Annotated in this window: 9 protein-coding genes; 1 reads left to right on the forward strand and 8 read right to left on the reverse strand. The window is 74.3% G+C overall.

Annotated features, from left to right (window positions below; translation table 11 throughout):
* Positions 1-22: 22 nt before the first annotated feature.
* The 6 genes from B124_RS12585 to B124_RS12610 all read right to left on the reverse strand — a co-directional run bounded on the left by B124_RS12585 (position 23) and on the right by B124_RS12610 (position 22,341).
* Positions 23-217, reverse strand: coding sequence for a ferredoxin (locus tag B124_RS12585; protein ID WP_496502859.1), 195 nt, complete (start codon positions 215-217; stop codon positions 23-25).
* Positions 218-272: 55 nt separating this feature from the next.
* On the reverse strand, positions 273-1,022 hold the full coding sequence (gene fabG / locus B124_RS12590; RefSeq protein WP_496502860.1) for a 3-oxoacyl-ACP reductase FabG: 750 nt from the start codon (positions 1,020-1,022) through the stop codon (positions 273-275).
* Positions 1,023-1,083: 61 nt separating this feature from the next.
* Positions 1,084-6,903 carry a type I polyketide synthase gene (locus B124_RS12595; protein ID WP_496502861.1) on the reverse strand — a complete coding sequence of 1,940 codons (5,820 nt, stop codon included), beginning with the start codon at positions 6,901-6,903 and terminating at the stop codon, positions 1,084-1,086.
* Between the two features lie 5 nt (positions 6,904-6,908).
* Positions 6,909-10,247 carry a non-ribosomal peptide synthetase gene (locus tag B124_RS12600; protein WP_496502862.1) on the reverse strand — a complete coding sequence of 1,113 codons (3,339 nt, stop codon included), beginning with the start codon at positions 10,245-10,247 and terminating at the stop codon, positions 6,909-6,911.
* Positions 10,244-13,573 (reverse strand): type I polyketide synthase, encoded by a 3,330-nt coding sequence (locus tag B124_RS12605; protein ID WP_496502863.1) that lies wholly within the window; start codon positions 13,571-13,573, stop codon positions 10,244-10,246. The genes B124_RS12600 and B124_RS12605 overlap by 4 nt, the downstream gene beginning before the upstream one ends.
* Positions 13,570-22,341: an SDR family NAD(P)-dependent oxidoreductase gene (locus tag B124_RS12610; RefSeq protein WP_496502864.1), complete on the reverse strand. Its 8,772-nt coding sequence runs from the start codon at positions 22,339-22,341 to the stop codon at positions 13,570-13,572. Before B124_RS12610 ends, B124_RS12605 begins: the two co-directional genes overlap by 4 nt.
* A gap of 523 nt (positions 22,342-22,864) precedes the next feature.
* Between B124_RS12610 and ccrA the strand changes: the two genes are divergently transcribed.
* Complete coding sequence (ccrA, locus tag B124_RS12615; protein WP_496502865.1) at positions 22,865-24,214, forward strand: crotonyl-CoA carboxylase/reductase; 1,350 nt, start codon at positions 22,865-22,867, stop codon at positions 24,212-24,214.
* Between the two features lie 80 nt (positions 24,215-24,294).
* Here the strand turns inward: ccrA and B124_RS12620 are convergent, their stop codons facing one another.
* Positions 24,295-24,516 (reverse strand): MbtH family protein, encoded by a 222-nt coding sequence (locus tag B124_RS12620; protein ID WP_496502866.1) that lies wholly within the window; start codon positions 24,514-24,516, stop codon positions 24,295-24,297.
* Between the two features lie 48 nt (positions 24,517-24,564).
* Complete coding sequence (locus tag B124_RS12625) at positions 24,565-25,545, reverse strand: ParB/RepB/Spo0J family partition protein (protein ID WP_496502867.1); 981 nt, start codon at positions 25,543-25,545, stop codon at positions 24,565-24,567.
* Between the last annotated feature and the right edge of the window lie 304 nt (positions 25,546-25,849).

Consider the following 25,849-nt stretch of genomic DNA (forward strand, 5'->3'; position numbering starts at 1 on the left):
CTTCGACTCGGTCCGTTTCGTCTCAGTCCGTCAGGCTCAGGGCGCCCGACGGGCAGCGGCGTACCGCCTCCTCGGCGTCCTTCAGTTGCATGTCCGTCGGTACGGACCGCAGCACCACGACCGTTCCGTCTTTGTCCGACTGGTCGAACAGCTCGGATGTGGTCAGGGCGCACATGCCCGAGCCGACACAGGTGTCGGCGTCGGCTTCGATGCGCATGGTCGGCATCCTCCGGTTCACGAGGGGCTGGGCTCGATGGCGAGGGGGCGGCGGGTCAGGTGGCCATGCCGCCGTCGATGGTGAAGGTGGCGCCCGTCAGGTAGCCGGCCCGGTCCGAGACGAGGAACGACACGAGGTCGGCGACCTCCTCGGGACGGCCGAGCCGGCCGAGGGCGATGCGCTGCTCGAACCGGCCGCGGATGTCCGGTTCGAGAGCGAGCACGGGGTCGGTGGCGATGAAGCCGGGTGCGACGGTGTTGGCCCGGATGCCGTACCGGCCCACCTCGCGGGCCAGGGACTTGGTGAAGCCGACGATCCCGGCCTTGGACGCGGCGTAGTTGGTCTGTCCCGCGTTGCCGTGCAGGCCGGCGACGGAGGACAGGGTGACGATCGCGCCGCGCCGGCGTTCGACCATGTCGCCGACGACGGCCCGGCAGACGTGGAAGACCCCGTCGAGGTTGGTGCGCAGCACGTCGTGCCAGTCCGCGTCCTCCATCAGCTTCAGGGGCTGGTCGCGCAGTACGGCCGCGGAGGTGACGGCGGCGTGCACGGGCCCGAGGGTGTCCTCGACGGCGTCCACGAACGTCTCGACGGCGTCGGGGTCGGCGACGTCGGCGCGCCGGACCAGGGCGCGGCGGCCCGCGGCGGTGATCTCCTTCTCCACCTCACGGGCGGCGGAGTCGTCGGAGGCGTAGGCGACGGCGACGTCGTAGCCGTCCCGGGCGAGCCGCAGGGCGACGGCCCGCCCGATGCCGCGGGAGCCTCCCGCCACCAGGGCGACGGGGGCCGGGGAACTGTCACTCATACGCGCTCTCCCGGGGTCGGTGGGGCGGTGACGCCGTGTCGGCCGGCGGTGCGGGACCCGTTCACGCCTCTTCTCCCTCCGCGGCCAGCAGCTCGCGCAACTGGGCCTCCACCTCGTCGTCGGTGAGGTGCGCGAGCGCGTCGGCATCGGCGCCGTCCGCGCCGTCGGAGCCGTCGCGGGCCAGGACCTCGATCGCGTCGTCCGGGCCGGTGGCCGGGGCGCCCGCGCGGGAGTCCAGGACCTCCACCGTGTGGGCGACGGTGGGGCGTTCGAAGAAGGCGCGCAACTCGAGTTCGGTGCCGAGACGTGACTTCAGCCGGGTGCCGATCTGCACGGCGGCCAGGGAGTGGCCGCCCAGGGCGAAGAAGTCGTCGTCGACCCCGACCCGGTCCAGGCCCAGCACCTCCTGCCACACCTCGGCGACCGCCTGTTCGCGGGGCGTGCGGGGTGCCACGTACGGGGTGTCCAGGTCGGGTCGCGGATGGGTGGCGCCGGGCAGCGCCAGCTCGTCCATCTCCCGGGCGAGCAGCGCCGGGGTCAGGGAGCGGGCCAGCTCGCGGACGGCGGTGAAGTCGCGGTGGGAGACGACGAGGTGGCCGGGCAGGTCGGGGGCGGCGAGGATGCGGGCGAAGGCGTCCTTGCCCTGCTGCTCGGTGATCCCCTCCGCCAGGGTGCGCAGGATGCCGGCGCCGGCCGGCTCGTCGCCGCCGTCCCCGCTGTCCCCGCCGTCCCCGCCGTCCCCGCCGGCAAGGGGGCCGTGGCCGGGCGCGGGCGGCTCGGCGGCACGGGCGATCTGGTCGCGCAGACCGTCCAGGTCGTTGATGCGCTTGATGGTGAAGTCGCCGATACGGACCAGGACCCGGCCTTCCGGGTCGAGGAGTTCGATGTCGCAGGTGCTGGTCTCGCCCGTGGCGTCGGCGGACTCCTTCAGCTCGACGTGGGCGTGGACGGTGCCGGTCAGGCCGTGGTGGAAGCGCAGGCTGCGGTAGCTGAACGGCAGGTAGTAGGTGTCGGGCGCGTGCACCCGGGCGGTGCCGCCGGCCGCGTCGAGCAGCGCCGGGTGCAGCAGGTAGTGGTCGAGGTCGCCGTGGAACTCCTCGTCCAGGTGCAGTGTGGCCAGGACCCGGCGCGGACCGACCTGGATCTCGCGCATGCAGTTCCATCGCGGCCCGAAGGAGAACTCGATGGGCCCGCCCTTCTGGAACCGGTCAAGGCCGAGCCCGAGCGTGATCGACTCCTCGGTGTCGAGGACCTCCTTCACCTCGCAGGCGGCGCGGAGTTCGGCGAGGTCGCGCACGGTGTCGGGGGCGGGTTCTGGGAAGGCGACGGTGCCGCTCGCATGGTCGTGCCACGCCATGGCCCCGGGTGCGCCGGTCCGGCTGCGTACGAGGAAGTGCCAGCGGCCGTCGCGTTCCCCGACGGTGGTGAAGACCTCGCGGGTCTGCCCGTCCGGCACGACGACGGGGATCGTGTACTGCACGTCGCCGATCTCGATGTCCCGCCCGGCGGCCTGCTCGGCCACGGCGGCCCGGACCAGTTCCAGGTAGGCGGTTCCCGGGACGAGCCCGTGCTCCTGGATGCGGTGGTCGCGGACGATCCAGCTGTCGGCGGTGCTGAAGACGGTGGCGTACGTGCGGGACGTGGGGGTGCTGCGGACCAGGCGCTGGAGCAGCGGGTGGCCGCCGGCCCCGGCACCGTGCGGGGCCGCGCCGAAGCGGGCGCCGAGGCCGGCGGCCATACCGACCTCCTGCCAGGTGTCCCAGCCGACGGCGGTGACCTTCACGCCGGTCTCGCGGCGCTTGAACTGGGCGAACGCGTCGAGGAAGGCGTTGGCCGCGGCGTAGTCGCTCTGGCCGGGCCCGCCGAGGACGCCGGTCACCGAGGAGCACAGCAGCAGGAAGTCCAGGTCGTCGTCGCGGCAGGCGCCGTCCAGCACAAGCAGGCCGCGGGTCTTGGCGGCGAGCACGTGGTCGGTGTCGGCCGGGGACTTCGTGGCGATCATCCCCTGGGAGGGGCTGCCGGCGGCGTGCACGACGCCGTTCAGCGGGCCGGCGGCGGCGCGGAGTTCGCGTACGGCCCGCCGCGTCTGTTCCTCGTCGGTGATGTCGGCGCGCAGGAGGTGCACGCGGGCGCCCAGGTCCTGGATGCGGCGCAGCCGCAGGATGCGCGCGCTGACGGGGTCGTTCTCGCCGTGCGCGGCGAGGTGGGCGTCCCAGTCGCCGGGCGGGGGGAACGCGGACCGGCCGAGGAGGGCGAGTACGGGCCGCTCCGCGGCGGCGGCGATGTGCTCGGCCATGGCCAGGCCGAGGCCGCCGAGGCCGCCGGTGATCAGGTAGACGCCGTCGTCGCGCAGGCCGGTGCCGTCGGCTTCGAGCCCGGTGGCGGTGAAGGTGCGGCGCCACCAGTGCCGGCCGCGCAGGGCGAGTTCGGGCTCCTCCGCCGCGCCGGTAAGGGCGGTGAGCAGGGCGCGCACGACGTCGTCCTCGGGGGCACGGGGGTCGGTGCCGGTGACGTCCAGGACCCGGCAGGCGGTGTCGGCGGTTTCCTGGGGGATGACGGTGGCGGCGCCGAGCAGCAGGGCGTGCTCGGGCCGCAGCGTCTCGTCGCCGGTGACGTCGTACACGCCGCGGCACACCACGTCGACGGTCGCGGGCACGGCGGGGCGCCCGCCGGAGGACAGCGCCTGCGCCAGCGCCAGGAGGCTGTCGAAGCCGGTGCGGCGGGCGGCGTCCAGCCGCTCGGGGGTGGGCGGCTGTTCCGGCGGCGGGTCGCCGGCCGGGTCGCTTGCCTGATCGACGGTGGTGCTCCACAGGTGGACGAAGCGCAGGCGCGCCCCGTCACCGGCCTGGCCGGCGAGGGAGGAGACGAGCGCGGTCAGGTCGTCCCGGTCGGCCGGGGCCACGGTCCAGGTGTCGCCGGCTCCGGCCAGGCCGTCGCCCGCGGTGACCCGGACGACGGGGTCGCCGGTGGCGGCCAGGCGGTCGGCGAGGACGTCGCCCAGGGCGAGTCCGGCGCCCAGCACCACCCAGACGTCGCCGGTGGGTCCGGTGGTGCGTCGGGCGGGCAGGGTGAGCCGCTCCCAGCCGGGGGTGTGGAACCAGCGGTCCGCGGTGGTGACGGCCGGGGCGGTGCTGCGGGGGGCGTCGGTGGGTTCGACCCAGTAGCGGCGGCGCTGGAAGGCGTAGCCGGGCAGCCGGACCGGCGGGTGCGGCTGGTCACCCAGGACCGCGGCCCAGTCCACGGCGGCGCCCGCGCTCCACACGGCGCCGAGGCCCGTCAGCAGGTGCGCGTCGTCGCGGGTGTCCTCGCCGGGATGCCGCAGCGAGCCAGCGGCGGTACGATCCGGGGTCCAGGACCGGTGGGCGCGGGCGAAGTTGGCGAGGTTCTGGCCGGGGCCCGCCTCCAGCAGCACCAGCGCGGGGTCGGCGAGCAGGACGTCGAGGGCGTCGCTGAACCGCACCGGCTGCCGCAGGTGGGCGCCCCAGTAGTCGGGTCTTGTGGCCTGCTCGTCGGTGATCCAGGTCCCGGTGACGTCGGAGAGGAAGGGAATCGCCGGGGGATGCAGGACGACGCCGCGCACCTCGTCGGTGAAGGGCGGCACTGCGGGGTCCATCGCCGGCGAGTGGAAGGCGTGTGAGGTGTGCAGCCGGCGGCACCCGACGCCGTCGTCCTTCAGCCGCCGTTCGAGGCCGTCAACGGCCTCCGGGTCCCCGGAGACCACGCAGAGCGCGGTGGAGTTGACGGCGGCCAGGGACAAGCCGTCGCCGAGGCGGGCCGCGGTCTCCTCCTCGGACAGGAAGACGCTGAGCATGGCGCCGCCGGGCAGCTTCTGGACGAGCCGCCCGCGGGCGGCGACCAGGCGTACGGCGTCCTCCAGCGAGAACACCCCGGCGAGGCATGCGGCGACGTACTCGCCGACGCTGTGGCCGGCCATGGCGCGCGGCTGGACGCCCCAGGACTGCCACAGCCGCGCGAGCGCGTACTCGACGCAGAACAGCGCGGGCTGGGCGACGCCGGTCTGCCGCAGCCGCTCGCCGGCGTCCTGCTCGGTCCGCGGGTCGTCCGGGGCGAGGAGGAGGGCGCGCAGGTCCTCCTCCAGGTAGGGGGCGAACAGGTCCGCGCAGCGGTCGAACTCGGCGGCGAAGGCCGGCTCGCGGGCGTGCAGCCCGCGGGCCATGCCGGGGTACTGGGCGCCCTGCCCGGGGAAGAGGAACGCGACCGGGGCGCTGTCGGGCGCCGCGGCGGCCGAGGCCGCGTCGCCCGCGAGCCGGCGCAGCGCGGTGACGGCTTCCTCTGTGGTGCGGGCGACCGCGGCGCGACGGTGGGGGAACGCGGCGCGGCGGCAGGCCAGGGTGTGGGCCACGGCGTCGAGCGGGGTGCCGGGGCGGGCTTCGAGGTGGTCGGCGAGGCGTGCGGCGGCTTCGGCGAGCGCGGGCGCGGACTTCGCCGACAGCGGCAGCAGCCGCGCCGGGGACTCGGCGGTCGCCGCGCCGGCCGTCTCCGCGCCGCCGCCGGCCCCGGCCGGCCGGTCGGCGGGGGCCTCTTCGAGGACGACGTGGACGTTGGTGCCGCCGATGCCGAAGGAGCTGACGCCGGCTCGCCGCGGCTCGGCCCCGCGCGGCCAGGCGCGCAGGTCGGCGTTGACGTAGAAGGGGCTGGTCGCCAGCTCCAGGGCGGGGTTGGGCCGTTCGTAGTGCGCGGTCGGCGGGATGCCCTCGTGCTTGAGGGCGAGGACCGTCTTGATCAGGCCGGTGACGCCGGCCGCGGCGTCGAGGTGGCCGACGTTGCTCTTGACCGAGCCGAGGGCGCAGTAGCCCCGGTCCTCGGTGCCGGGGCGGAAGGCGCGGGTGAGGGCGGCGACCTCGATGGGGTCGCCGAGCGGGGTGCCGGTGCCGTGGGCTTCCACGAAGCCGACGGTGGCGGGGTCGATGTCGGCCAGCGCCAGGGCCTCGGCGACGACGTCGGCCTGGCCGTCGACGCTCGGCGCGGTGTAACCGGCCTTCAGGGAGCCGTCGTTGTTGACGGCGGTGGCCAGGATCACCGCGTCGACGGCGTCGCCGTCGGTGGCCGCGTCCGCGAGCCGGCGCAGGACGACGATGCCGGCGCCGTTGCCGGCGACGGTCCCGGAGGCGTCGGCGTCGAAGGCGCGGCAGGTGCCGTCCGGGGACAGGATGCCCCCGGGCTCGTGGGCGTAGCCGGCGCGCAGCGGCGCCGAGACCGAGACGCCGCCGGCCAGCGCGATGTCGCACTCGCCGTTGACCAGACTCTGGCAGGCCAGGTGGACGGCGGTCAGCGAGGTGGAGCAGGCGGTCTGGACCGTGACCGCCGGCCCGGTGAGGTCCAGTTTGTAGGCGACGCGGGTGGCCAGGAAGTCCTTGTCGGAGGCGAGCAGCACCTGGTACATGCCGGCCGCGTCGCGGACCTGCTCGTTGTTCATGAGGTTGAACAGCAGGTACGAGTTGAGTCCGGCGCCGGCGAACACGCCGATGCGGCCGTCGAAGCGTGCGGGGTCGACCCCGGCGGACTCCAGGGCCTGCCAGGCGCATTCGAGGAAGACCCGGTGCTGGGGGTCGAGGAGTTCGGCCTCGCGGGGGCTGTATCCGAAGAACCCCTCGTCGAACAGGTCGGCGTCCTCCAGCACGCCCTTGGCCTTGACGTAGCCGTCCTGGGCCAGGAGCGCGGGGTCGACGCCGGCGGCAGCCAGTTCGTCGTCCGAGAAGGCGGTGATGCCGTCGCGGCCCTGGGCGAGGTTGTCCCAGAACGCCTCCACGTCGCCGGCGCCCGGGAAGCGGCCGGCCATGCCGATGACGGCGACGCGGTCGAGGTCCTGCCCTGGGTCGTCGCCGGGTGCGCGGGTCGGGTCCTGCTGTGGCTGTGGCACTTCGATCACCTGTCTCCGCGGGAGGAAGCCCGGCGCTCGGCCGCCTGTTGCCGCCGGCTGCGGGACTGACGACGGTTTTCCGCACGCTGCCTGGCTCCCTCTCCCTGCGCGGCGGTCCCGGACGTGGCGCGGGAGCGGCCGAGGTACCCGGCCAGAGAGCCGACGGTCGGGTGCTGGAACAGCTCGACCATGGTCAGTTCGTGACCGAGGCCGGCGGCCAGGCGGGTGCGGAACTCCGCCATGAGCAGGGAGTGGCCGCCCAGATCGAAGAAGTTGTCCCGCGCCCCGACGCGCTCGACGCCGAGCAGGCCGCGCCACATCTCGGCGAGCGCGTGCTCCAGGCCGTCCTCGGGCGCGACGAACCGGGCTTCGAGGTCGGGGCGGCCGGTGGACGGCTCGGGCAGGGCCTTGCGGTCGGCCTTGCCGCTGGGGGTGAGCGGCAGTGCGTCGAGCGCGGTGAAGGAGGCCGGGACCATGTACTCGGGCAGGTACGCGCGCAGGTGGGCGGCGAGCGCGCCGGGTGCGGGCGGCGCGGCGCCGGCGGCGGTGACGTAGGCGGCGAGGCGGACGTCGCCGGGGGCGTGTTCGCGGGCGACCACGACGGCTTCGCGCACGGTGTCGTGGCGGGTCAGGACCGCCTCGATCTCGCCGAGTTCGATGCGCTGGCCGCGGAGCTTGACCTGGTGGTCGAGGCGGCCGAGGAACTCCAGCGCACCGTCGGCGCGGTGCCGGGCGAGGTCGCCGGTGCGGTAGATGCGGGCGCCGGGCACGAACGGGTCGTCGGTGAAGCGCTCGGCGGTCAGCTCCGGGCGGCCCAGGTAGCCGCGGGCCAGGCCCCGGCCGCCGATGCACAGTTCGCCGGGGACCCCGGCCGGGACGGGGCGGCCCCGGCGGTCCAGGACGTACATGCGGGTATTGGCGATGGGACGGCCGATAGGCACCGGCCGGGGGTCAGGACCCGGCCGGCAGTGCCAGGCGGTGACGTCGATGGCGGCCTCGGTCGGCCCGTACAGGTTGTGCAGTCCGGCCTCGTGGAGGTCCAGGAAGCGGTCGTGCAGGGCGCGGGGCAGTTCCTCGCCGCTGCAGAAGACGCGGCGCAGTCCGGCGGACTTCTCCGGGGGCTCGGTGAGGAAGAGCTGGAGCATGGACGGCACGAAGTGGACGGTGGTGATCCGTTCGGCGGCGATGGTGTCGGCGAGGTAGGCGCTGTCGCGGTGGCCGCCGGGCCGGGCAACAACCAGGACGGCGCCCGTCATCAGCGGCCAGAAGAACTCCCAGACGGAAACGTCGAAGGAGAACGGCGTCTTCTGCAGCACCCGGTCGGCGGCGTCCAGGCGGTAGGCGTCCTGCATCCACAGCAGCCGGTTGCGCAGGGCGGCGTGGACGTTCATCACGCCCTTGGGGCGGCCGGTCGAGCCGGAGGTGAAGATGACGTACGCCAGGTCCTCGCCGTCCACCGCGGCTCGGGGGTCGTCCGCGGACTGCGCGGCCAGCTCCGCGGCGAGGTCCGCCACGTGCAGCACCGGGCAGTCGAGTTCCGGCAGCCGGCCCGCCGGGTCGCCCTGGGTCAGGACCACCCGCGGCCGGGCGTCCTCGGCGATGGCGGCGAGCCGGGCGGGCGGCAGTTCGGTGTCGAACGGCACGTACGCGCCGCCGGCCTTGAGGACGGCGAGCAGCGCGACGACGAGGTCGAGGGAGCGTTCCATGGCGACGCCGACCAGGACGTCCCGGCCCACCCCCCGCCCGCGCAGGACGTGCGCGAGGCGGTTGGCGCGCCCGTTCAGCTCCGCGTAGGTGAGGGAGGTGCCGGCGTACCGGACGGCCTCGGCCGCGGGGGTCCTGCGGGCCTGTTCCTCGATGCACTCGTGGACCAGGCCGTGGGGCCACTGCTTGTCGGTGGCGTTCCACTCGGTGAGGACGCGGTGCCGTTCCGCGTCGTCGAGGAGGTCCAGGTCGTCGACGGGGGTGCCGGGGCGGGCGACGACCTGTTCGACGAGGCGGTGGAAGTGGCCGGCGAGGCGGACGATGGTGGACTCGTCGAACAGGTCGCGGTCGTACTCGAACCAGCCGGTGACTCCCCCGTCGGTGTCGAACGCCTGCAGCTCCAGGTCGAAGCGGGCGCCTTCGCTGCGGACCGGGAGCCGGGTGAGGCGGGCGCCGGCCATGGCGAGGGTGGGCACGGGCTCCCGGCCGTAGCTGAAGCTGACCTGGTAGACGGGGGGCCGGCTGAGGTCGCGGGGGATGTTGAGGTCGGCGACGATCAGCTCAAAGGGCACGTCCTGGTGGGCGTACGCGCCCAGGCACGCGTCCCGGACGCCGGTGAGGACCGAGGTGAAGTCGGGGTTGCCGGACAGATCGGCCCGCAGGGGCAGGGTGTTGACGAAGTAGCCGATGAGCGGCTCGACCTCGGCGCGCCCGCGCAGGGCGGAGGGCACGCCGACGACGATGTCGTCCTGGCCGGTGTAGCGGTGCAGCAGGACGTGGAAGGCGGCCAGCAGCGCCATGTACGGGGTGGCGCCGTGCCGGCCGGCCAGCGCGGTCAGGTCGCCGATCAGGCCGGGCGGCAGGTCGACGGGGACGGAGCCGCCGTTGAAGCCCTGGGCGGCGGGCCGGGGGCGGTCGGTGGGCAGGTCCAGCACGGTGGGCGCGCCGGCCAGGTGGCCGCGCCAGTACGCGAGGTCCTGCTGCCAGCCGCCGTCGTCGAGCTGCTGGTGCTGCCAGGCGGCGAAGTCCCCGTACTGGATGGCGAGGTCCGGCAGGGGTGAGGACGTGCCGGCGGCGAACGCCTCGTACAGCTCGGACAGTTCGCCGAGGAAGACCTCGGTGGACCAGCGGTCGGAGACGAGGTGGTGCATCGCGACGACGAGCACGCACTGCTCGGGTCCGGTGCGCAGCAGCCGGACGCGCAGCAGCGGGCCGGTGTCGATGTCGAAGGGTTCGGCCAGGGCGCCGTCGATCCACTTCTGGCGGTCGGCATCGGTGTACGCCGGGCCGGTCAGGTCGGTTTCCGGGATGTCGACGGCCAGGTGGCGGTGGACGACCTGGACGGGTGTGCCGCCGCGGAGCTGGAAGGTGGTGCGCAGGGCCTCGTGGCGGCGGACGATCCCGGCGACCGCCGCACGCAGCAGGCCGGTGTCGAGCCGGCCCTCGATGCGGACCGCGCCGGGCACGATGTAGCCGGGGTTGCGGGGCCGGAGCTGTTCGAGGAACCAGGTGCCGCGCTGCAGGACCGCGAGGGGGAAGGTGTCCTCGGCGGGTGCGCGCTCGGCGAGCAGGGCGTCGAAGCGGGCGCGCTGCTCGGGGGTGAGGGCGGCCAGCTTCCGGGTCAGCTCGTCGTCGGTCACTTCCGTTCCTCCGCGGCGGGGTCCTGGCCTGCGGCGTTCTTGCCTTCGGCGTCCCGGGCGGCGGGCTCTGTGACCTCCGCGAGCAGCGCGGCGGCCACGTCCGCCGACCGGGGTACGCGCCGGATCGCCGTCGCTGCCCCGGGGCCGTCGTGGGTGGTGTCCGTCCCGGAGTCGCCGCCGGTGGCGGCCAGTTCCTTGACGATGCGCTCGGCGACGCTGCGGATGGTCGCGCCGCCGAGGAAGTCGGTGATCTGCAGGGTGAGGCCGAGCCTGCTCTGGATCTCGTTGCGCAGTTCGACGGCCATCAGGGAGTCCAGGCCGAAGCCGGTCAGCGGCTCGTCCAGGTCCACGTCGCCGGAGGCGGAGCCGAGGACGTCCTTGACGCTGAGCACGAACCCGGCGGCCAGGGTGTCCAGTTGCCCGGGCCCGGCAAGCGCGCGGAGTTCGGCGGCGGTGGGGATACGGCTCGGGCGGCGCCGGGCGCGCGAGGAGCGCCGGGAGGAGCGGGCCGGGCGGGTACGGGAGCCGTCGTCCCCCGTCCCGGGGGTGTCGTCGGCGGCGGGCGCAACCGGCCCGTCGCCGTGCCAGGGCCGGGGCGGCTGCCAGCAGTGGGTCGGTTCGAAGGGGTAGGTGGGCAGCGGGGTCCTGGCGCGGGTGTAGTCGCCGTCGAACCCGTTCCAGTCGATGCCGACGCCGGATGCGTACAGCTCGGCGACCGTTTCCAGCAGCACCTCCCAGTCGTCCTGCTTGGGCCGCAGGCTGGGCAGCAGCAGGTCCTCGTGGTCGGGCGGCAGGGCGTCGCTGACGACACCGAGCAGGGTCGGGGCGGGGCCGACCTCGACGAACGTGTGGTGGCCCAGGTCGCGCAGCGTCCGCACGCCGTCCGCGAAGCGGACGGTGCCCCGCACGTGCCGGCCCCAGTAGTCGGCGCCGGGGACCTGCTCCCACGGCCACAGCTCGCCGCTGACGTTGGAGACCAGGGGGATACGGGGAGCGGAAAACGCGATCTTGTCGGCGGCGCGGCGCAGTGGTTCGACGGCGGGGTCCATCAGCGGCGAGTGGCCGGCGGAGGCGATGTGCAGCGGCTTGGCCTTGACGCCGCGGGCGGCGAAGGCGGCACAGACGGCCTCGACCAGGTCGCGGTCGCCGGAGATGGTGGTACTGGCCGGGCCGTTGACCGCGGCGATGGCGATCCGGTCCGGATGGGCGGCGATCTCGGCGGCGACCTCCTCCTCCGGGGCGAACACCGCGGCCATGGTGCCCGGCAGCGAGTGCTCCTGGATGACGCGGGCGCGCTGCACCGCGAACGCCAGCCCGTCCGCCAGCGACATCACGCCCGCGACGCATGCGGCGACGCACTCGCCGAAGCTGTGGCCGAGGACCGCCGCGGGCGTCACCCCCCAGGAGCGCCACAGCTCGGCCATCGCGTACTCCACCGCGAAGGTGGCGGGCTGGGCGTACGCCGTCTCGTTGATCTGCCGGTCCTCGGGGCCGTCCGGGAAGAGCACCGACAGCAGCGGGCGGTCGAGCAGCGGCTGAAGGATCCGCGCGCACTCGTCGACGGCGCGCCGGAAGGTGGGCTGGGTGTCGTAGAGGCCGCGGGCCATGCCGGGGCGCTGGGCGCCCTGCCCGGTGAAGAGGAATACCACGTCGGAGCCGCGGGCCTCGCCGAGCGCGAGGCCGGGTCCCGGCTCGCCGCGGACGAAGCCGGCCAGCTTGCCGGCGACCTCCTCGCGGGTGGTGCCGACGGCGGCGAGGCGGTGGCGGAAGTGGCTGCGGCCGGTGGCGGCCGAGTGGCACAGGTCGGCCAGCGGCGTGCCGTCGCCGTCGGCGAGCCGGTCGGCGTACCGGCCGGCCAGCGCGGTCAGCGCCGTCTCGGTGCGGGCGGACAGGGCCAGCACGGCGGCCGGCCGCCGCTCGTCCGCGGGCGGCGGCGCGGCCTCCGGCGCCTGCTCCAGCAGCAGGTGCACGTTCGTGCCGCTGAGACCGAAGCTGCTCACCGCGGCGGTGCGCGGTCCTTCGGTCTCCGGCCAGGGCGTGACGCGGGTGGGCACGTCGAACGTGGTGCCCTCGAAGGAGATGTTGGAGTTCAGCCGGGTGAAGTGCAGGTTGGGGGGGATGGCCGCGCGGGAGACGCACAGCGCCGCCTTGATGAGCCCGGCGATGCCGGCCGCGGCCTCCAGGTGGCCGATGTTGGTCTTGACGGCGCCGAGGTACAGCGGCGCGCCGTGGTCCCGGCCGTACACCTCGGCGAGCGCCCCGGCCTCGATCGGGTCGCCGAGGCGGGTGCCGGTGCCGTGCGTCTCGACGTACCCGACGCGCTCCGGCGCGATCCCGGCCGCCGCCAGGGCGCGGCGGTAGACGCCCACCTGCGCGGCGCCGTTGGGCGCGGTGATGCCGGCGCTGCGGCCGTCCTGGTTGACCGCGCTGCCGCGCAGGACGGCGAGGATCCGGTCCCGGTCCCGTACGGCGTCCGAGAGCCGCTTGAGCACGACGACGCCGCAGCCCTCGCCGCGTACGTAGCCGTCGGCGGCGTCGGAGAAGCTCATCGCCCGCCCCTGCCGGGACACCGAGCCGAACTGCGACTGGGAGATCAGCAGGACCGGGGAGAGCACCACGTTGACGCCGCCGGCCAGCGCCATGTCGCACTCCCCCGTACGCAGGCTCTGGCATGCCTGGTGGACGGCGACCAGCGAGGACGAACAGGCCGTGTCGACGGCGACGTTGGGGCCGCGCAGGTCGAGCAGGTAGGCGATGCGGGCCGGGACGAAGCTGGCCGCCGCGCCCGAGCTGGTGTAGGCGGTGACGTCCTCGGGGCGGCGGATCCGGGAGGTGACGTGGTCCGAGCTGGCGGTGCCCATGAACACGCCGGTGTCGCTGCCGGCCAGGCTGGAGGGAGCCTGGCCGGCGTTCTCCAGGGCCTCCCAGCACACTTCGAGGGCCAGGCGCTGGTGGGGGTCCATCGCCAGTGCCTCGCGCCGGGAGATCCCGAAGAAGTCGTGGTCGAACCGGTCGAGACCGTCGACGAACGCGCCGGACCGGGTGTAGATCTTGCCCGGCTTGCCGGCCTCCTCGTCGTAGAACGCGTCGTGGTCCCACCGGTCGGCGGGGATGCCGCCGATGGCGTCGGTACCGTCGGTCAGCATCCGCCAGTACGTGTCGGTGTCGGTGACGCCGCCCGGGAAGCGGCAGCCGGCTCCGACGACGGCGACGGGTTCGGTACGCGCCCGCTCGTACTCCTCGACCTGGCGCTGCAGGCGCTCCATCGTCAGGTAGGCGTTCTTGAGCGTGTCAGCCGACACCGGGGTCTTCTCCGGAGACGTCATCGCCGACCCCCTTCGTCTATCTGCTTCGTCTTGGCCAGCAGGAGCGCCTCGAGTTCGGTGGTGGACATCGCGTCGAGGTCGGGCGGAGCGTCCGCCGCGGGCGGTCCGGCGCTCTCCGGGCCGCGCGGCACCGGACCTGGCGGGTCGGAACCGGGCTTCTCCCCGGGGCCTTCGGGGGCCGTTCCGGCGGGTTCCAGCTCGACGTCCATGCGCTCCGCCAGATAGGGCACCAGGGCGTCGATGGTGGGAAAGCGCCAGGCGATCGTCGAGGGCAGTTGCACCCGGAGCGAGGACACCAGCGAGTTGCGCAGCTCCAGGGAGAGCAGCGAGTCGAATCCCATGCTGTTCATGGGGGCGCTGGTGTCGATCCTGGCGGGCTCGGCGCCCACCACGCGGGCCGCGACGGCCCGGCAGTGCTCGGTCAGGACGGCCCGGCGGCGGCGCCCCGGCTCGACGGCGAGGATCCGGCGGCGCACCTCGCTCGTGGCCTGCCGGCCGGCCGGGGACTCGCCGTCGGCATCCTCGAGCAGGGTGGCGAGGAGGCCGCCTCCGGGGTGGTCGCGCAGTTTGCCGCGGTCCAGGGGCAGGACGCAGACCTGGGCGGCGTCGGTGCGCAGCAGCCGGTCGAGGGCCGCGATGCCCTCGCCGGGGCTGATGCTCTCGATGCCGCGGGCGGCCAGCGCCCCGCCGCGGTCGGGGCGGGCGGCGAGGCCGATCTCCGACCAGGGTCCCCAGTCGATGCTGAGCGCGGGCAGCCCGCGGCTGTGCCGGTGCTGGGCGAGGGTGTCGAGGAGGGCGCTCGCGGCGGCGTAGTTGCCCTGGCTGGCCGAGCCGAGTACGGCGGCGGCCGAGGAGTACAGCACAAAGAAGTCCAGGTCGCGGCCCGACGTGGCCTGGTGCAGGTGCCAGGCGCCGGTGGACTTGGGCGCGGCGACCGTACGGAACCGCTCGGGGTCCAGGCCGGTCAGCAGGCCGTCGTCGAGGACACCGGCGGCGTGCACGACGCCGGCCAGCGGCGGCATGCCGGCGTCGATGCGGGCCAGGACCGTATCGAGGCTGCCGCGATCGGACACGTCGGCGCCGACGACGGCCACCTCGGCGCTGTCGCGCAGGTCGGCGATGACTTCTCCGGCGGCGGCCGAGGGGGCGCTGCGGCCGGTCAGCACCAGGTGGCGGGCGCCCTGGCCGGCCAGGTACTGCGCGGTCTGAAGACCGAGCGCGCCGAGCCCGCCGGTGATCAGGTAGGTGCGGTCCGGCCGTACGGGAGCGGCTCCCGGGGCGGTGGTGACCCGCTCGTGTGGGCCGGGCCGCAGCACCAGCTTGCCGGTGTGCCGCGCCTGCGCCATGGCGGTGAAGGCGGCGGGTGCGTCGGCGAAGGGGTGGGTGGTGACGGGCAGCGCGGTGAACTCGCCGCTGTCGAAACCCCGCAGGACGTCGGCGAACAGCTCGGCGATCTCCTCGGGCCGCTCCCGGATGGTGCGCTCCAGGTCGACGGCGAACAGCGCGCGGTTGTCCTTGAAGAGCTCAAGACCGATGTGGCTGTTGGCGTAGACGTCCCGCTTGCCGATCTCGACGAACCGGCCGCCCGGTGCCAGCAGCCGCAGGCTGCGTACCAGGGCCTCACCGGTGGCGGAGTTGAGCACGACGTCGATGCCGCGACCGCCGGTGCGTTCTCTGACCTCGTCGGCGAAGGCGAGCGTGCGCGAGTCCATGGCGTGCTCCACGCCGAGGCCGCGCAGCAGTTCGCGCTTCGCCTGCGTACCGGCCGTGGCGTAGATGCGGGCGCCGCGGCGCCGGGCGACCTGCAGCGCGGCCAGTCCCACTCCGCCGGTGGCGGAGTGGACGAGCACGGTCTCACCCTCGCGCAGCCGGGCCAGGTGCTCCAGGGCGTGGACGGCGGTGAGGAAGGCGATGGGCACGGCGGCGGCCTCTGCCTCGTCGAGAGACGGCGGCGCGGGGGCCGCCAGTTCCTCGCCGACGGTGGTGAACGCGGCCATGCTGTGCGCGCCGACCGCCATCACCCGGTCGCCGGCGCGGTGGCGGGTCACGCCCTCGCCGACGGCGACGACGCGGCCCGCGCACTCGGCGCCGAGCGGCACGACGCCCTCCGCGCCGGGGTAGGTGTCCAGCGCCTTCAGGACGTCGCTGAAGTTCAGGCCGGCGGCGGCGACTTCGATCTCCACCTGGCCGGGCCCGGGCGGGGTGCGGTGCCACCGGGTGGCCGCGAGGCTGGCGAGGCGGCCCGGGCGGGCCGCGAGCAGCCGGTGGTTGCCGTCGCGCGCGGCGTCGAAGGCCCAGGCGGGCCGGGTGTCCGGGGCCGCGTCGGCGGGCGTGAACCGCTGGAGCGCGGGCGTCAGGCGCTCGCCGTGGCGCAGGGCGACCTGGCCGTCGTCGCCGGGGCGCAGGACCTCGGCCAGCAGCAGTTCCGCTTCGCCGTCGGGGCGGGCGGGGTCCAGGTCGACGACGACGGGGCGCAGTTCGGTGTGCTCCAGGCCGATCACCCGGGCCAGTCCCCACAGCGGCGCCTGGCCGACCGACAGTTCGTCGCCGTCGGCGGCCTTCTGGGCGCCGCGGGTGAGCAGCACCAGCCGGGGCGCGGGGTCCTGTCCGGCGCGGGCGATCTCCTGGACCAGGTGCAGGGCGGGCACGGTGACGGCGTCCTGGACGGCGAGCAGCCGGGCGGGGGTGTCGTCTTCGGTGAGCGCGGCGTCGAGGGCCCAGGCGTGCACGACGCCGTCGGGGCGGATGCCGGCGTCGGCGAGGTCGGCCAGCAGTGCGGCGACGTCCTCGCGCCGGGCGGGGTCCAGCACGTAGTGGTCCGGGGCGGGTTTGCCGTAGCCGGGGCCGGCGGTGGCGGTGAGGCAGGTGGCGCCGCGGGCGCGCAGTCCGCTGACGAGCGCGTCGCAGGTGCCGCCGGCGTCGGCGAACACCAGCCAGGTGCCGGGCTCCGCGCCGGCACCGTCGGCTGAATCGGCGCCTGAATCGGCGTCGGCCTCGGCGGGCGTCTGCCGCCAGGCGATGTCGTACAGGGCTTCCGCCAGCGGATCCTGGGCGCTTGCCCCGTCCAGACGCTTGAGCGCGATGCCCGTGACCTCGCCGACCGGGGCGCCGGATGCGTCGTAGAGCACGACGGTGGCGTCGGTGATCTCCTCGGCGCCGGGCTCCGGCGCGGTGACCGCGGCGTGCGCCCAGCCTGGTTCCGCCCGGTCGGTGAAGAGGGCGAAGCCGCCGACGCGCACCGGCAGATAGGTGGCGGTGACGGCGTCGTCCGGGCCGGTGCCGGACGACAGCGCGGCCATGAGCGTCTGCAGTGCGCTGTCGAGCACGGCCGGGTGTACGGGGTGCTCGCCGCGGTCCGCGGTCAGGGCGGCCCGTTCGCGCAGCCGGGCCACGGCCTCGCCGGGGCCGCACCACAGCTCCGCCACGCCCCGGAAGGCCGGCCCGTACGCCAGCCCGGCCCGGTGCAGCGCGGCGTAGTGGGAGTCGGTGTCGACGGGGGTGGCGCAGCGGTCGCGTACGGCGGCCAGCGGCTGGCCGCCCGGGTCGGGGGCGCCGCGGCGGAAGGTGCCGTGGGCGGCCTCGGTCCACTCGTCGTCGGCCGTGGTGCGGGTGAACACCCGCAGCGAGCCGGTGTCGGCGGTCTCGGGGACGAGGACGAGCTGCAGCGTGCTGTCCTCGGCGTGCTCGGGTACGACGGTCAGCCGGGTGAAGCGGACGTCGGCGAGGGCGGCCGGGCCGCCGAGGTGTTCGCGCGCCGCCGCGAGGGCCGCGTCGAGGACGAGCGCCCCCGGCAGGGCGGGGCTGTCGCCGACCCGGTGGTCGGCGAGGTAGCCGAAGTCGTCCAGGGCGACCGGTGCGGACCAGTGGGCGGCGTGCGGGGGCAGGGCGGAGCGCACGGGGGTACGGAGCACGGGGTGCCCGCGGTGCTCGGGCCGGTACCGGGTCTGCTCGGCGTACCAGTAGCGGGTGCGCTGCCAGGGGTAGGTGGGCAGGTCGGCCATGGGCGCGGCCGGGCCGTACACCCGGGTGAAGTCGACGGGGTGGCCGGCGGTGTAGAGCCGGCCCAGCTCGGCGCGGACGGTGGCGCGGCCCGGCTGGTCGCTGCGCAGGGACGAGACGGCGACCGTATGGCCGTACGACGACAGCCGCTCGGTGACGGCGTCGGTGAGCATCGGGTGCGGCGACATCTCGACGAAGACGTCGTGGCCGGACTCGGCCAGCGCGGTGACCGCGGTGTCGAACAGCACCGGCCGGCTGAGGTTGGACGCCCAGTACTCGGCGTCGAGCCGGTCGCCGTCGACGGGCTGTCCGGTGACGGTGGAGATCATCGGCAGGGTGCCGGTGCGCGGCCGCAGGTCCGACAGCAGCCCCCACAGCTCCTGCGCGACGGGTTCCATCAGCGGGCAGTGGGAGGCGAAGTCGACCGACTCCAGGACGCGGCAGTACAGGCCCTCTTCCTGGAGCGCCCCGGCGAGCGCCTCCAGGGCGGTGCTCTCCCCCGAAAGGACGGTGGAGCCGGGGCTGTTGGCCGCCGCGGTCCACACCTGTCCGGGACGTCGTTCGGCGAGGATCTCCCGGGCCCGTTCGAGGCCCACGCCGACGACCGCCATCCGGCCCCTGCCGGTGGCGCTGTGCAGGGCGGTGCCGCGGTGCAGCGCGATGACGAGGGCGTCCTCCAGCGTGATCGCGCCCGACAGGTGTGCCGCGGCGATCTCACCGACGCTGTGGCCGACGACGGCGGCGGGTTCCACGCCCCAGGAGCGCCAGAGGGCGCCGAGGGCGATCTGCACGGCGGTGAGGGCGGGCTGCCCGACGGCGGTGTCCTTGAGGCGGGACGCGGCGGGGTCGGCGGTGAGCTGCTCCAGCAGCGAGAAGTCGGTGTGCCGGCGCAGCAGGGCGTCGCAGCGTTCGACGACCGCGCGGAAGACCGGCTCGCCGGCGAGCAGGTCTCCGGCCAGGGGCCACCACCTCGGCCCCTGGCCGGAGAAGACGAACACCGGCTTGGGCCGCCAGCCCACGCGCCGGATGCCGGTGGACAGGCCGGGTGCCTCCGCGCCGCGGCCGAACGCGTCGAGCGCGGCGCGCAGTTCGACCGCCGACTCGCCGGTGCAGGCCAGCCGGTGCTCGTGGTGGGTACGGCGCACGGCCGCGGCGGTGGCGAAGTCGCCCAGGGCCGGGGCGGGTACCGCGGCGAGCTTGTCGGCGTAGGCCGCGGCCAGGTCGCGCAGGGCCTGTGCGTCGCGGGCCGAGACGGTCAGCAGGACTGCTTCTTCGGCCGGGGAGTCGGCCAGAGCGTCTGCCGGGGCCGGCCGGGGCGCGGGGCCGGTGGCCGGGGGCTGCTCCAGCACCAGGTGGGCGTTGGTGCCGCCGAAGCCGAAGGAGCTGACCCCGGCCAGGGCTGCGTCTTCCTCGCCGTCCCCGCCGGCCGGCCAGGGCTGGAGGGTGTCGGCGACCCGCAGCGGGAGGGTGTCGAAGGGGATGTGCGGATTCGGCTCGCGGTAGTGCAGGGTCGCCGGCACGGTGCGGTGGCGGACCGCGAGTGCGGCCTTGATCAGCCCGCCGATGCCCGCGGCGGCCTCCATGTGCCCCAGGTTGGACTTCACCGAGCCGATCAGGCACGGCCGGGCCCGGTCGCGGTCCTCCCCGAGGACGGCGCCGAGCGCCTTGGCCTCGATCGGGTCGCCGAGGGCCGTGCCGGTGCCGTGGGCCTCGACGTAGCCGATGTCCGCGGCCCGTACGCCGGCGTTGCCGTAGGCGGCGCGCAGCACCGCCTCCTGGGCCTGCGGGTTGGGCGCCATGAGGCCGTTGCTGGCGCCGTCCTGGTTGACGGCGCCGCCGCGGATCACGGCGTGGACGGGATCGCCGTCGGCGAGCGCGCGGCTGAGCGGCTTGAGTACGACGACGCCGGCGCCCTCGGAGCGCACGTATCCGTCGGCGGCGGAGTCGAACGGCTTGCACCGGCCGTCCGCGGACATCGCCCCGGCCTTGCTGAAGTTGATGGCGAAGGCCGGGGACAGGACGAGGTTGACACCGCCGGCCAGCGCCGTCTCGCACTCCCCGCGCTGCAGGCTCGCGCACGCCTGGAGGACCGCGACGAGCGAGGAGGAGCAGGCGGTGTCCACCGCGAGGCTGGGGCCGCGCAGGTCCAGCAGGTACGACAGGCGGTTGGCGGAGATGCTCAGGGCGCTGCCGGTGCCGGTGTAGGGGTCGATGGCGTCGAGGTCGCGCAGTTGGCCGGTGGCGTAGTCGAAGGAGGAGATGCCGACGAACACGCCGGTGGCCGAGCCGGCCAGCCGGTCGGAGGGCATCCCGGCATTCTCCAGCGCCTCGTACGCGACTTCGGCGAGGAGGCGCTGCTGCGGGTCCATGCGCGTGGCTTCCTGGCGCGAGATGCCGAAGAAGCCCGCGTCGAAGCGGTCGACACCGTCGAGGAACCCGCCCCAGCGGCTGGTCGTACGGCCGGGGGCGGCGGGGTCGTCGGAGGTGTAGTGCTCGGCGTCCCAGCGGTCCGCGGGGACCTCGGTCACCGCGTCCCGGCCCTCGGTCAGCAGCCGCCAGAAGTCGTCGGGGCCCTCTACGCCGCCGGGAAAGCGGCAGCCGATGCCGACGATCGCGACGGGTTCGGGTGCGGCGACGGGCCCGGCGGGGCGGGCGCCGGTCCCGGTGCGGCCGGCGGGCCGCTCGTCCGTCGCGGCCGGTGCCGCGGGGAGCGCCGCCGGGTCGCCGCCGGCCAGATGCGCGGCGAGCTTGGCGGGGGTGGGGTGTTCCCACACCACGGTCGGCGAGAGCGGCGCGCCGAGCCGTTGTTCGAGGTCGCCGACCATGGCGACCATGTCGACCGACTTGAGCCCGTACCCGGCGAACGGCAGCTGGGGGTCGGCGTCTTCGGCCCGGCCTCCGGTCGCGGCGGCGAGCAGCTCCCGCAGCCACTGCTCGATCCCGGCCGCGTCCGGGGCGGCCCGGCCGGTGCCGTTCGCACCATCCGGACCCGCCGGGGGCCCGGACGCGTCCGCCCGGCCCTCCCGGACCTCGTCGTCCGCCCGCCACTGGGCCAGCGGGTTCAGGGTCCCGTCCAGCACCGCGTCCAGGCACGCCTGGCGCTGGAGCTTCCCGCTGGATGTCTTCGGTACGGTCCCGGGGCGCGCCAGCGCGACGAGGAACGCCTGCAGGCCGTGCTCGCGGGTGATCTCGGCGCGGATACCGTCGATGATCCGGGCACGGTCCTCCGGTGAACGGCTCCCCCGGTACTCCTGGACGACAATCAGGCGCTCTTCGCCGTCGATGTCGCGGGCGCCCGCCACGCCGCAGCCGGACCGCAGGCCGCCGTCGACGGCCTCGACGGTGCGCTCGATGTCGTGCGGGTAGTGGTTGCGGCCCGCCATGATGATGACGTCCTTGATGCGGCCGGTGACGTAGATCTCGCCGCCGTCGGTGAAGCCCAGGTCGCCGGTGCGCAGGAACGGGCCCTCGCCGCTGCCGGCGAGCCGGGCGCCGAAGGTCTCCTCGGTCTCCCGCGTGCGCCGCCAGTACCCTCCGGCGACGCTGCGCCCCGCGACCCACAGCTCCCCGATCCGGCCGTCGGGCAGCGCGGCGCAGGTCTCCGGGTCGACCGCGACGACCCGCTGGTCGGGCAGCGAGGTGCCGCAGCCGGGCAGTGTCCGCGCGGCGTCGTCCGGCCCGGCGTCCTCGGCGGCGCCGGCCAGCAGGCCGCTCACCCGCAGCCTTCTGCTGGGCGGTGCTGCGGTGGGATCGCCGGTGGAGACCAGCAGGGTGCCCTCGGCCAGGCCGTAGGAGGGGGCGTGCGCCGACGGCCGGAAGCCGCAGTCGGCGAACGTGCGGGAGAAGAGTTCCATGGTCTGCTGCCGGACCGGCTCGGCGCCGTTCGCGGCGATGCGCCAGGTGCTCAGGTCCAGGGTGCGCCGCTCCTCCTCGGTCACCTTCCGGACGGCGAGGTCGTAGGCGAAGTTGGGCGCCGCGCACGCGGTGCCGCCGGCTGCCGAGATCGCCCGCAGCCAGCGCAGCGGACGCTTGAGGAAGGAGAACGGCGACATGAACGTCACCGGGAAACCGGCGTAGGCGGGGGTGAGCAGGCCGAAGATCAGCCCCATGTCGTGGAACGGCGGCAGCCAGTTGACCATGTGCTGGCCGGGGTCGTCGTCGAAGAACCGGCGGTTCATCCCCGCGATGTTGTGCAGCAGGTTGCCGTGGCTGACCATGACGCCCTTGGGGCGGCTGGTCGAACCCGAGGTGTACTGCAGGAAGGCGATGTCGTCGCGGACGGATCCGGGGTGCCGCCAGCCGTCGGCGGCGGCCGGGTCGAGGTCGTCGACGGTCAGCCAGGCGATGTCCCGCAGTGCGGGGGCGTGTTCGGCGAACCGGTCGGCCAGGGCGACGGTCTCGGCCGGAGCGAGGATCACTCCGGGTTCGGCGTCCTCGATGACCCCGGTCAGCCTCGGCAGGGTGCGCATCAGGAAGGCCGGGTCGGGCGGGTAGACGGGCACCGCGAGGACGCCGGCGTACAGGCAGGCGAAGAAGGAGGTCACGTAGTCGAGTCCGGCCGGGCACATGATCAGCGCCCGCTCCCCGGCGGGAACGCGCTCCCGGAGCGCCGCGGCGATCGTACGGACCCGCAGGTCGAATGCGCCGTTGGTGAGGGCCTCCGGCTCGCCCTCGCCGTCCACGAGGAACCGGAAGGTCTGTTGCTCCGGCTGCGCCTCGAAGACCGTACGGAAATGGTCGACCAGCGACTCCGAATCGCGTACCCGCATCCGACTGCCCCCTCGCGTGCTCGACTCAGGCGCGCCTGCCATCGGGCCGGGCCCGGGAGCGAATGGCGCGAAATCACCGCGCGCCCGCACCCTCACGGAAAGAGCGAGCACGATCTGAAGCATCAGCCCGCCGCATACTCAGCGGGCAGTGAAGTAGTCCGGCCAGCCGGTCGGCACATTTCCCAAGCGGCTCTCCTGCCGGCAAGTCAGCTTCCAGGAAGCCCGGTGACCCGTCAAGAAATAGAGAACCCGCCGCCGGGCGCCGGGTGTTCAACTGTCTTTCCCGGTCAGTTGAACACCCGGGAGTCCGCGGTGCGCCGGTCGCGGGCATCGGCCCGGGGGCGGTAAGGCTGGACTGCGCCGTCCGCCGGGTGCCAGCATGAACCGTGCGCCTGCCCCGACAATCCGGCAGGGCGCCAGCAAAACGGACATCCGTAGCGGCTCGAATACCTTCCCACGGAAAACCTCGCATCACCCACGTTCTGCGGTGCTCGCGGAATAAGCCGGAAAGAGGGCTGGAGTCATGCAAGAGATCCTTGACGCGATCGTCGCGGGCGCATCCGGCGACGTGGGGCGCCTCCCGGTCCCCGACGTCTACCGGGGCGTCACCCTGCACGCCGACGAGGTCGCGATGTTCGACGGAGTGGCCAGCCGCGACAAGGATCCGCGCACGTCCCTCCACCTGGACGAGGTGGCGACACCGGCGCCGGCCGCCGGTGAGGTGCTGGTCGCGGTGATGGCCAGCGGGATCAACCACAACACGGTGTGGTCGTCGATCTTCGAACCCCTGCCGACGTTCGGGTTCCTGTCCCGCTACGGCAAGGTGTCACCGCAGGGTGCGCGGCACGACCTGCCGTACCACGTCCTCGGCTCGGACCTCGCCGGCGTGGTGCTGCGCTGCGGCGAGGGGGTGACACCGTGGCGGCCCGGGGACGAGGTGGTGGCTCACTGCCTGTCGGTCGAGCTGCACCACCCCGACGGACACGCGGACACCATGCTCGATCCGGAGCAGCGGATCTGGGGGTTCGAGACGAACTTCGGCGGTCTGGCCGAGCTGGCGCTGGTCAAGGCCAACCAGCTCATGCCCAAGCCCGGCCACCTGACCTGGGAGGAGGCCGCCGCCTCCGGGCTGGTGAACTCCACCGCCTACCGGCAGTTGGTGTCCGCCAACGGCGCCCGGCTCAAGCAGGGCGACACCGTGCTGATCTGGGGCGCGTCCGGTGGGCTCGGCTCGTACGCCACGCAGTTGGTGCTCAACGGCGGGGCGACGCCGGTGTGCGTGGTCTCCAGCGCGGAGAAGGCCGAGGTGTGCCGCCGGATGGGCGCGGAGCTGATCATCGACCGGAGCGCGGAGGGCTACCGCTTCTGGAAGGACGAGCACACGCAGGACCAGGGCGAGTGGCGCCGGTTCGGCGCCCGGATCAGGGAACTGACCGGCGGCCAGGACCCGGACATCGTGTTCGAGCACCCGGGACGGGAGACCTTCGGCGCCAGCGTGTACGTCGCGCGCCGCGGCGGCACGATCGTCAGCTGCGCGTCGACCTCGGGCTTCCAGCACACGTACGACAACCGCTACCTGTGGATGCACCTCAAACGGATCGTCGGCACGCACTTCGCCAACTACCGCGAGGCGTGGGAGGCCAACCGGCTCATCGCCCAGGGCCGGATCCATCCCACGCTGTCCGAGGTGGTGCCGCTGGAGCAGACGGCGCAGGCGGTGCACCTCGTCCACCGCAACCTGCACCAGGGCAAGGTCGGCGTGCTGTGCCTGGCGCCCCATGAAGGGCTCGGGGTCAGCGACCCGGAGCTGCGCGCGCGCCACGAGACGGCGATCAGCAGGTTCCGCACCGGGCTGGTGCCGGCGGCCGGGTGAGCGCGGCTCCGGCACGGAAGCACCCCGGTGGGGGCGGGCCCACGCACGCGGACCCGCCCCCACCGCTCTTCCCCCGCCGGTCACGCCTCGTCGAGGGCGGCTCTCAGCGTTCTGGGCCGCATGTCGGTCCAGCCTCTCTCGATGTACTGCACGCACTGCGCCCGTTCGGCCGGGCCGTGCACCGATTCCCAGCCTGCGGGTACGTCGGTGCGCGCCGGCCACAGGGAGTACTGGTCCTCGGAATTGACCAGTACGCGGTACTGCGCGCGGGGATCGTCGAACGCGTTGACCGTGCTCGTCATGGCCTCAGGTCCTCTCGTGGTTCCGCTGCCGGATGTGCCGTCGGGTGCTCAGGCACCCGGTGAGAGCCGCCGCAGGCCGCCGTCCTCCGGCGCCGCGTCCTCGGCTTGCGGCTGGGCCTGGGCCCGCGCCCGGTGCGCCCGGACGTCGACGGCGAACTTCAGCCACCGGTCGGCGCACAGTTGGGCGGCGCGCGCCACGTCGACCGCACGGTGCGCGGGGACGCCCGCCACCAGTTCCCGCCACTGGTCCTCCGCGAGCTGCTGCGAGAGCAGCAGGTGGATCAGCGTCCGCCCGTTCTGCGACATGCGCAGCGAGGGGTCGCGGCGCATCCTGGCCAGCGCGTCCTCGTAGCTCACTCCGGCCTGGCCGGGGGCCGCCCCCGGGACTTCCGGCACGTACTCGGTCACCTGATCGCAGTCCGCCTCGGCGGCCCGCAGTTTGGGGGGCACCGGGTCCAGCCCCATGCGCATACGGTTGCGTACGTCCCGGGCGGTGGCGAGCGCGACCCCCGCCCGGCTGGCGATCTCCCGCAGCGAGGCGCTGGGGGACTCGGTGATGACCTTGCTGGCCGCGATACGGCCCGAGGCGCTGTTCAGCGGCCGGGCGCGCCCGTCCCGGCCGACGCGCAGGGACAGGTGGGCCACCGGCGTGTCGACGGTGTCGCGCAGCGCGCCCACCGCGCTCGGGGACAGTCCGGTCGCGGACGCTATCCGCCGGTCCGACCAGTGCGGATGGCTCTCGACGATGCGCCGCGCCGCGGCGTTGCGGTCCTTCCGGGACAGCGGCAGCCCGTGCTTGGCGTTGAGCTCGACGGCGAGGACGAAGGCGTCCTCCTCCGTGCCCTCCACGAACCAGCCTTCGATGTACTGCGCGCCGCGCAGACGCGCCGCGTGCAGCCGGTGCATGCCGTCCACGACCCGCATCGTCGAGCGGTTGACGACGATGGGCGGTAAGGGGGCGTCCGACTCGGCCAGTGTCCGTGTGTGCTCTTCGATCTCGCCCGCCAGCCGGGGGGAGTCCGCTGGCAACAGGGAACTGATGAGAAATGAGTGAGTCTCACGGGAGACTCTTCGCTCATCGAACATTTCGGACACGTAGCCCCTCTTCACACTTCCGTGAGCACGACATCGGGGACGTTCCCCGCGCGCTCATGAACTGGCAGAGATTCCTTACCACTTGCGAAAGCCCAGAAGGCCCCCTTTGCCCTGCCCTGTTTACGAGCGTTTACAGGGCTTGATATATCGACAGCCCGTCAGGGACGTCAAGCACAAAGGTGACCTGTCCGGTGACCTGTCCACGGAACACCCGACCATTCTGGAGCCGGCGCAGCGG

It is taken from the genome of Streptomyces sp. CNP082 (genome assembly GCF_059570535.1).